This is a genomic window from Amycolatopsis sp. SID8362 (assembly GCF_010550475.1).
GTDB lineage: Bacteria > Actinomycetota > Actinomycetes > Mycobacteriales > Pseudonocardiaceae > Amycolatopsis > Amycolatopsis eburnea.
Window position 1 is genome coordinate 1 of sequence record NZ_JAAGNB010000341.1, and the last position, 6,509, is coordinate 6,509.

General features: G+C 70.0%; 7 protein-coding genes and 1 pseudogene. 2 read left to right on the plus strand and 6 right to left on the minus strand.

Annotation, left to right across the window (positions count from 1 at the left end):
- Nucleotides 1–164 precede the first annotated feature (164 nt).
- Nucleotides 165–674, minus strand: coding sequence for a SigE family RNA polymerase sigma factor (locus G3I65_RS11240; RefSeq protein WP_160696054.1), 510 nt, complete (start codon nt 672–674; stop codon nt 165–167).
- A gap of 92 nt (nt 675–766) precedes the next feature.
- Between G3I65_RS11240 and G3I65_RS11245 the strand changes: the two genes are divergently transcribed.
- Nucleotides 767–1,345, plus strand: coding sequence for a hypothetical protein (locus tag G3I65_RS11245; protein WP_160696055.1), 579 nt, complete (start codon nt 767–769; stop codon nt 1,343–1,345).
- A gap of 169 nt (nt 1,346–1,514) precedes the next feature.
- Here the strand turns inward: G3I65_RS11245 and G3I65_RS11250 are convergent.
- From G3I65_RS11250 to G3I65_RS11270, 5 genes and pseudogenes are all read right to left on the minus strand, one after another.
- A pseudogene (locus tag G3I65_RS11250) lies at nt 1,515–1,967 on the minus strand (Uma2 family endonuclease); the annotation flags it as partial.
- Nucleotides 1,968–1,982: 15 nt separating this feature from the next.
- Nucleotides 1,983–2,612 (minus strand): DapH/DapD/GlmU-related protein, encoded by a 630-nt coding sequence (locus G3I65_RS11255; RefSeq protein ID WP_125305977.1) that lies wholly within the window; start codon nt 2,610–2,612, stop codon nt 1,983–1,985.
- Nucleotides 2,599–3,795: a glycosyltransferase family 4 protein gene (locus G3I65_RS11260; RefSeq protein WP_160696056.1), complete on the minus strand. Its 1,197-nt coding sequence runs from the start codon at nt 3,793–3,795 to the stop codon at nt 2,599–2,601. Before G3I65_RS11260 ends, G3I65_RS11255 begins: the two co-directional genes overlap by 14 nt.
- Nucleotides 3,796–3,827: 32 nt before the next feature.
- The gene (locus tag G3I65_RS11265; protein WP_160696057.1) at nt 3,828–4,757 is read right to left on the minus strand and encodes an NAD-dependent epimerase/dehydratase family protein; all 930 of its coding nucleotides are present in this window, start codon (nt 4,755–4,757) and stop codon (nt 3,828–3,830) included.
- A 24-nt stretch (nt 4,758–4,781) separates the two neighbouring features.
- Nucleotides 4,782–5,915: a DegT/DnrJ/EryC1/StrS aminotransferase family protein gene (locus tag G3I65_RS11270; RefSeq protein WP_160696058.1), complete on the minus strand. Its 1,134-nt coding sequence runs from the start codon at nt 5,913–5,915 to the stop codon at nt 4,782–4,784.
- A gap of 127 nt (nt 5,916–6,042) precedes the next feature.
- Between G3I65_RS11270 and G3I65_RS11275 the strand changes: the two genes are divergently transcribed.
- Nucleotides 6,043–6,509: BTAD domain-containing putative transcriptional regulator (locus tag G3I65_RS11275; protein ID WP_203612353.1), on the plus strand; the 467-nt coding region annotated here is incomplete at its 3' end.

The following is a 6,509-nucleotide window of genomic DNA, read 5'->3' on the forward strand; positions in this document are numbered from 1 at the left end:
GACGAGCACGACGACGGCCGCGGCGGCGATCCCGGCGGCGCTCGTGAGGACCCGCCGGCGACGTCGCAAGCGCGTCCCGCCGGCCATGATCGCGGCGAGGTCCGGCTCGGCGAAGGGCTCGTCGGGCGGCTGCCGGAGCGCGGCGCGGAAGTCGTCGAGGTCGTTCACCGGCCACCTCCTCCGATCAGCGTGTCTTCGGTGCCCGCTTCGACCCGCAGCTTGGCCAGCGCCCGCGAATTCGTGCTCTTCACGGTACCCAGCGAAACCCCGAGCTCACGGGCCACGTCGGCTTCCGGCAGGTCGAAGAAGTGCCGCAGCACGACGACGGCCCGTTCCCGGTCGGTGAGCGTCTTGAGCACGGCGGTGAGCCAGGCGCGCTGGGTGACGGCCTTGTCGACGTCGAGGCGGTCCTGCCGCTCGGGCATCGCCTCGGTGGCGTACTCGCGGATCGGGCGCCGCCAGCCGTCGATGACGTGGTTCACCAGGACGGTGCGCGCGTAGCCGTAGGCGTCCTTGTGCCGCACCCGCGACCAGGCGGCGTACGTGCGGGTGAACGCGGTCTGGGCGGCGTCCTCGGCCTGGTGGCGGTCGCCGGTGAGCAGGTAGGCGGCGTGGGTGAGCCGGGCCGAAGACGCGCGGACGAACTCCGCGAACTCCTCGTCGCCGCGCGCCATGCGTCACCCCCTGTTCCTCACCCTGCGACGGGCGGGCCGCGGAAAGGTTGCTCGTCGATCATCCGAGCCTACGCGCGGGCTAGATTGAGCCCATGCGTTCACTGAGGGGGATCCTCGCCGCCGTATGCCTGCTGACCTGCGTCGCGGCGTGCTCGAACAGCGCAGCACCGCCTCCTCCACCACCGCCGCCGTTGTCCACGTCGGCTTCGCCGAGCAAGCCGAAGCCGACACCGACGCCGACTTTCACGCCGGCGGTTTCGCCGGCCAAGCTGACCGGTGCCTGCCCGCTCCTGGGCAACGTCGAACTGGCGCAGATCCTCGGCGTCGCCTGGAACGCGCGGGAGCCCAGCGAGATGCCGCCCGAGCAGATCGGCCCCGGCAAGGCGTTCCGGTGCTCGTACCCGGTCGGCGAGCTGTACGTCCTCGCGGTTTCCGGCGGCAGGTCGCCGGCGGCGATGGTCAAGCAGCTCGAGTCGGAGTGCGCGGAGCCCGCGAAGCCGGTGGCGGGCGCCGGTGAGGTGGCGAGCTACTGCTACGGGACGGGCTACAGCTCGCTGGTCGTGGTGGCCAAGCACGCGCACGGCCAGCTGCGGGTCGCCGAGGTCGAAATGGGCCGCAGCCGGGCCGACGTCTGCGAATCCCTGGCGAAACTGCTCGGCGACCGCCTTTAAACGTTGTGTAACCGATATCTCGCGCTCGGTCACGGGCGACTAGATTGTCGGACGTGCGCTTCCGTGCGCGAGCTTCGCCGCCGAGCGGACGCTGACCTGCTTCGGGGTCCGCGCGGGCGGTTTCACGACGGCGGCGCCGGCGGTCGGCGCCGGCGCTGCCGTCATCCAGCTACGGCCGCTGAGCACGCCTGGTCGTGAGGGCGTCCAGGTCGATGGTGAGCGGGGTACCGGCGAAGTCGAGCTCGGCGACGCCGGAGAACTCGCCGAAGTTTTCGTAGTCCCCGTCGATCAACCGGTAGGTGATGAGGCTGACCGGGGAGTCGAGGTCGACGATCCAGTAGTGCTCGATCCCGGCCTCGGCGTATTCGGAGAACTTGGTGACCTGGTCGGTGCGCCGGGTGCCTTCGGACAGCACCTCGACCACCAGCCGGACGTCACCGGCGGCGAGCCGTGGCGGATTGGCTTGCACCAGTGAGTCCGGTGCCACGACCACGTCGGGCACGCGAACCGTCAGCGGCGCTTCGAAAAGAACCACCTCGACCGCGTGCAGTGCGAAGTAGTCATCCGGCAACCACTCACCGATGAGGTAAGCAAGCCGAGTGGCAGCACGCTGGTGGAACCCGTTCGGGCCGGATTTCTACTCCGCTGAGTAGTCGCCCGATGGAGCTCCCCAGCCCGAAGTGTTCTGCCCGTGTGATTCCGCGATCTCGCGGCGCCGCGCGTTTTCCGCTCGTACCCGGTCCACTTCGGACTGGATGTACTCCTCGTCGTACCGCTGGAACACCCGCGCCGGGTTGCCCGCCACCAGCGTGCGCGGCGGGACGTCCTTCGCCACCACCGAATTCGGCTGCACCGTGGCGAAGTCGCCGATCGTCACGCCGGCCATGATGACGACCAGGCCGCCGATGAAGCAGCCCTTGCCGATCTTCACCGGTTTGCGCTCGATCAGGTCGCTGCCCGAGTGGTTCTGCAGCGTCATGTTCGCCAGCCAGCTCGAGTGCGTGAAGATCAGCGTGTTCAGGCCGATGCTGGTGTGCTCGCCGATCTCCAGGCCGCCGCTCGCGTCGAGCGCCGCGCCCTCGCCGACCCAGCAGTGGTCGCCCATCTTGAGGTTTTCCGGGCTGATGATCTTCACGCGCTCGCGCACGCGGCACGTCGGAGGAAGCCCGTAAAAAGCAGCTCGCTCGGCGTCGTTCATGTACTGCGAGACGAGCTCGGTCAGGATCTGCGGGCGCAGCCGGTGGCTGCGCTCGTCATCGAAGAACATCGGCTTCCGACACCAGCTTCTCGAAGGTACGAAGGTGTTCTTCCGCCACAACGTCGAGGCCGAAGTTCGACCGCACCAGCTCGGACTCGCGCTGCGCGATCAGGGCGCGGCGGTCCGGGTCGTCGAGCAGCTCGATCACCGTGCGCGCCACGGCTTCGGAGTCGTCCGGGCGGACCAGCAGCACGTTTTCACCGTTGCGCAGCTCGATGCCCGGGTAGTTGTCCTCGGTGACCGACGCGATCGTCGCCGTGCCGGACAGCATCGCCTCCAGGGACGCCGTGCCGCAGCCGCCGTTGAGGTCGTGGGTCACGATGTCCGCCGCCGCGAAGTACGCCGGGACGTCCTCCTTCGGGACGGCGCCGGTGACGACCAGCGCGTCCGAGACGCCCAGTTCGGCCGCCCGCTTCAGGAACGCGTCGTGGTAGACGCGGCCGACGACGACCACGCGGACGCCGGGGTGCCTGTCCAAAATGGACGGCAGGGCCTCGATCAGCGGGAGCCGGTTGCGCAGCGGGATGACGTGGCCCAGCGAGACGATCAGCGGGGCGTCGCCGATTTCGTGCTCCGCGCGGACGTCCTTCGTCACCGGCTTCGCGAAGTGCCCGGTGTCGACCGCGATCGGGAAGTACTCCGAGTTCGCGTCGCTGGTGCCGTAGCGCTCGACGCAGTAGTCGACGCCCAGCTTGTCGAGGATGACGTACCGCGGCTTGATGTAGGCCAGCATCGGCCGCACGAGCACCGCGTCCAGCAGCCGGAACACGCCGCCGTACAGCTTGTTGTCGCTGATCAGGAGCGTGTGGATGGTCAGCAGCGTCGGGACGCCGTGCCGCCGCGCCCAGATCCCGGCCAGCCACGACAGGTCGAAGAACTGGCCGTGCAGGTGGATCGCGTCCGGCTTGAACTCTTCCAGGAGCTTCCACAGCCGCCGCCAGTTGCCCGGCCGCAGCGAGGCGAAGCTCATGTCGAAGTCGATCGAGAGGCCGATCTGCGGCATCTTCACGGCCGGGAGGCGCACGACGCGGTAGCCGTCGCGCTCCTCCTCGGCCGGTGCCTCGCCGTAGGCCGCCGTGATCGCCAGTACCTCGTGCCCGGCCTCGACGAACTGCGCCGCCAGCGACGCCGACATGTGCGCGCTGCCGCCGACGCGGGGCGGGAAGAAGTTGTTCACCACCGCGATGCGCATGGCGCGTCCCCGGGCCGGCCCCGCGCTGGCACTCACTCGGTTTCCTTGACCAGTTCCCGCATGCCGTCTTCGACGGTGATCCGCGGCTCCCAGCCCAGCACCTCGCGGGCGCGGGTGATGTCGGCGGCGCGCCGCGAAACCAGCACGTCGCGCTCGTTGAACAGCGGCTCGACGTCGACGCCGACGGCCTCGATGAGGATCTTGGCCAGCGCCGCGATCGACGTGTCGATGCCGGTGCCGATGTTGATCGGCAGGTTGGCCTGCTCCGACTCCAGCGCGGCGACGACGGCCCGCGCGAGGTCGTCGACGTGCACGAAGTCCATGGACTGGTCGCCGCGGCCGTCGATGATCGGCGGCTGGCCGGCGCGCAGGCGCTGGATGAAGTGGTTGATCACCGAGGTGTAGTAGGCCTCGATCTTCTGGCCGGGGCCGTACACGTTGAAGAACCGCAGCGCGTTCCAGGACAGGCCCTTGGTCCGCTCGTAGAAGCCGAGCATGTCCTCGCCCGCGCGCTTCGAGATGCAGTACGGCGTGAGCGGCTTGAGCTCGTCGTCCTCGTGCATCGGCAGCCGCTTCGGGTCGCCGTAGACCGACGCGGTCGAGGCGAACACCAGCCGCTCGACGCCTTCGTCCGCGGCGGCGGCGAAGACGTTGTGGTTGCCGATCATGTTGATGTCGATCGACTCGTGCGGGTCGGCGATCGACTTGTTGATCGACACCGTCGCGAAGTGGATGACGTGCGTGCAGCCGCGCATGGCCTCGCGCACCGCGCCGCCGTAGCGGACGTCCTTCTCGACCAGCTCGACCTGGCCGGTGGCGACGAACTCGTTGACGCGCGCGCGGTCGCCGCGGGTCATGTTGTCGAAGATCCGGACCGTGTAGCCGCCCTCGATCAGGAGCGGGATGACGTGCGCGGCGATGAAGCCGCCGCCCCCGGTGAAGAGCACCTTCTTGTCGGACACCAATTTCTCCTCGGTCGGGCGGCTTCAGGACAGGGACTGCACGGCGGCGCGCACGACCTCGCCGACGCGCGTGACCTCGGCGTCGGTGAGGTTCGCGTGCATCGGGATGGCGAGCTGGCGCGCGAACGCGTCGGCTGAGACGGGCAGCGGGGTTTGGGGGCCGTAGACCGGCTGGAGGTGGGAGGCGTAGGTGCCGAAGTTGCACTGGACGCCCTGTTCGCGGATCCGCAGAGCGAGCGCGTCGCGGCTGACTTCCGGCGCGACCGTGAGCAGGTAGGCCTGCCACGGGTGCTCCCGATCGGGCAGTTCGACCGGGACGGTCAGCGCGTCGACGTCTTCGAAGGCCTCGTGGTAGCGCTTCGCGACCGAGCGGCGGGCGGCGAGGAGGTCCGGCAGGCGGTCGAGCTGGACGTTCATGATCGCGGCCTGGACGTCCGACATGCGGAAGTTCCAGCCCAGCTCGTGGAACTCCGGGATCGGCAGCGCGGCCGAGCCCTCGCGGCTGATCGCCGGCTCGATGCCGTAGGTGTGCAGCTTGCGGGCGTGCGCGATGAGGTCTTCGCGGTCCGAGACGAGCGCGCCGCCCTCCCCCGCGGTGATGCCCTTGCGGCCGTGGAAGGAGAACGCGGCGAGGTCGGCGAGGCTGCCCGCGGGGCGCGTCTTGTACGTCGCGCCGGCGGCGCAGGCGGCGTCCTCGAAGAGCCAGAGGCCGTGCTTGTCGGCGATCGCGCGGTATTCGTCGAAGTCGCCGGGCTGCCCGGCGACGTCGACGGCGAGGATGCCGGCGGTCTTCGGCGTGATCAGCGACTCGACGTGGGCCGGGTCGGCGCTGAAGACGTCCGGGCGGATGTCGGCGAAGACCGGCTTCGCGCCCGCCTGGACGACGGCGTGGCCGGTCGCCGGGAACGTGTAGTCGCCGACGATCACCTCGTCGCCCGGCTGGACGCCGAGGACCTTGAGCCCCAGGAAGAGCGCCGAACCGCAGTTCGCGGTCGTCAAGGCGTGCGCGGTGCCGGTGACCTGCGCGAACCGCTCTTCGAAGCGGCGGCACGCGGGGCCGGCGCCGGCCAGCCAGCCGGATCGGAAGACCTCGGCGACGGCGGCGAGCTCTTCTTCGCCGACGGTCGGCTGACCTAGGGCAATGCTGTCGGACGGCATACCTCTCCCATTGCGTGGGGACCCGGCGAAGTGTATATACGCACGCTCAGCTGATTCACAGGCCCACGCCGTACTCCACTTTCGTGTGACACCCGTCGCGGCCCGATCGACGTCCTACGCTGGGCGCATGCGATTCGGGGTGCTGGGGGCCGTCGCCGCGTGGGCGCCGGACGGCACGCAGGTGGCGGTGGGCGGGCCGCGCTCGCGGACGCTGCTGGCGTTGCTGGCGCTGGAGGCCGGGCGGTTCGTCCCGGCCGACCGGCTGATCGACGGCATGTACGGCGAGTACCCGCCGGACGGCGCTGCCAACGCGCTCCAGTCCCAGGTGTCCCGGTTGCGGACGGCGGTGAAGGAGCTGGCCCCGGTCGAGTTCACCGCGGCCGGGTACCGGCTGGCCGTCGGACCGGACGAAGTGGACGTTCACGCTTTCGAACGCCTGGCGCGCGAAGGACGTGCGCTGCTGAAGAACGGGGACGCTGCGCGGGCCGCGGAGCTGCTGGGCGACGCGCTGGCGCTGTGGCGCGGGCCGGCGTTCAGCGATCTGGCGGACGCGCCGTTCGCCGCCGCCCAGGTCGCGCGGCTCGACGAGCTGCG

What these genes read in the sequence shown, in the direction of transcription:
- G3I65_RS11240 (WP_160696054.1), bottom strand. Translation starts at nt 674, where the DNA reads ATGGCGCGCGGCGACGAGGAGTTCGCGGAGTTCGTCCGCGCGTCTTCG.
- G3I65_RS11245 (WP_160696055.1), top strand. Translation starts at nt 767, where the DNA reads ATGCGTTCACTGAGGGGGATCCTCGCCGCCGTATGCCTGCTGACCTGC.
- G3I65_RS11255 (WP_125305977.1), bottom strand. Translation starts at nt 2,612, where the DNA reads ATGTTCTTCGATGACGAGCGCAGCCACCGGCTGCGCCCGCAGATCCTG.
- G3I65_RS11260 (WP_160696056.1), bottom strand. Translation starts at nt 3,795, where the DNA reads ATGCGCATCGCGGTGGTGAACAACTTCTTCCCGCCCCGCGTCGGCGGC.
- G3I65_RS11270 (WP_160696058.1), bottom strand. Translation starts at nt 5,915, where the DNA reads ATGCCGTCCGACAGCATTGCCCTAGGTCAGCCGACCGTCGGCGAAGAA.